General features: G+C 72.4%; 1 protein-coding gene and 1 pseudogene. Both read right to left on the bottom strand.

Features of this window, described 5'->3' with window-relative positions; translation table 11 throughout:
• The coding region (locus tag MNZ39_RS23965; RefSeq protein WP_242341593.1) for a type IV pilus twitching motility protein PilT at window positions 1-1184 on the bottom strand (1184 nt) is incomplete at its 3' end.
• 77 nt (window positions 1185-1261) lie between these two features.
• A pseudogene (locus MNZ39_RS23960) lies at window positions 1262-1746 on the bottom strand (lysylphosphatidylglycerol synthase domain-containing protein); the annotation flags it as partial.

Genomic DNA, 1746 nt, shown 5'->3' with positions numbered 1-1746 from the left:
GGGGGCGGACGCGCCACGCCGGGAGCGCCCGCGGGCGCGGGGCGAGCGGCAGCGGCCGGCGCCGGCGCGCCTCCGTCGGCCTTCTCGAACGAGTCCCACTTCGAGTCGCTCGTGCCCGACACGCCCGAGACGCGGAGCGCGAAGTCGTCCGGGTTCGTCGCCTGGCGGAGCGCCTCCTCGTAGCTGATGAGGCCGGCCTTCAGCAGGGACATGAGCGACTGGTCGAACGTCTGCATCCCGTACGACACATGGCCCTGGGCGATCGCCTCCGGGATCTCCTTGGTGCGGTCCTTGTCCTCGATGAGCTCGCGGACCCGGGCGGTCGCGAGGAGCACCTCGATGGCGGGCACGCGCCCCTTGCCGTCGGCGCGCGGCACGAGCCGCTGGCTGATGACGCCGCGCAGGACCGAGCCGAGCTGCAGGCGAACCTGCTTCTGCTGGTAGGGCGGGAAGGCCGAGATGATGCGGTTGATGGTCTCGGTCGCGTCGAGGGTGTGGAGCGTCGACATGACGAGGTGGCCCGTCTCCGCCGCGGTGAGCGCCGTCTCGATGGTCTCGAGGTCGCGCATCTCCCCGACGAGGATGACGTCGGGGTCCTGGCGCAGCGCGCTCTTCAGCGCCTGGCCGAAGCTCATCGTGTCGACGCCCACCTCGCGCTGGTTCACGATCGACCGCTTGTCGCGGATGAGGAACTCGATCGGATCCTCGATCGTCATGATGTGGCAGGTCTCGGTGGCGTTGATGTGGTCGATCATCGCCGCGAGCGACGTCGACTTGCCGGAGCCGGTCGTGCCGGTGACGAGGACGAGGCCGCGCTGCTCGGCGGCGATCTTCTCGAGCACCTTCGGCAGCATGAGCTGCTCGATCGTCTGGATCTTGAAGGGGATGACCCGCAGCACGACGCCGATCGTCCCGCGCTGCTGGAAGACGTTCACGCGGAAGCGGCCGAGGCCGGGCACGCCGTAGGCGAGGTCCACCTCGTTCGTCTGCTTGAACTTCTCCCGCTGGTAGTCGTTCATGATCCCGACGGCCATCCGCCCGATCTCCTCGGGCGGGAGGCGGCGCGCGTCCTTCAGCGGCAGCAGCGCGCCGTCCACCCGGAACATCGGCGGCAGCCCCGCCTTGAGGTGGATGTCCGAGGCGCCGCCGCGGAGCGCGACCTGCAGGATCTCGTTGAGTTCCATCGCGCGCGGAGCGTAACACCGCGATCCGGGCTTATCCATGCCGGACCCGAGGGACGGAGGCGCCCGATTGCGAGCGATTACGCCGATGTAGGCGAGCGTGAGCGGCCGTCGGCCTCGCACGCAGAGGCGGGGTCCGCGAGCGTCGCGACCTCCCGCCGCCGGCGGAGCAGCTCGCGCAACGCGCCGCGTCGCACGATCGCGGAGACCCCGCCCACCGCGAGGCTCGCCACGATCATCGACGCGTGCGTGAGCACCGCGAGCGCCGCCGCGTCGTCCGGCGCGGCCCCGAGCCGGCGGGCTGCCCACGCGGCGAGGCTCCAGTAGACGCCCGTCCCGATCGGCAGGCCCGGAGTGAGCTGACCGAAGGTGATCACCGCGACGAGGACCGCTCCGCCGGCGATCCCGGCGTCCACGCCGAAGGCGGCGAGCGGGATCGCGTACGCGGCCGCGGCGGTGAGCGCGGGCGCGACGGCGACGAGGAGCGCGAGCCCGAGGCGGGCCGGGCTCCCCACCCCCGCGAGCCCGGCGCCGAGCGCCCCGAGCGCCGCGCCGAGCCGCGGGA

The organism is Anaeromyxobacter sp. SG66 (genome assembly GCF_022690805.1).
Lineage (GTDB): Bacteria > Myxococcota > Myxococcia > Myxococcales > Anaeromyxobacteraceae > Anaeromyxobacter > Anaeromyxobacter soli.
Note: the sequence above shows the minus strand (reverse complement) of the source record. Positions and strands in the feature narration are given on the sequence as shown.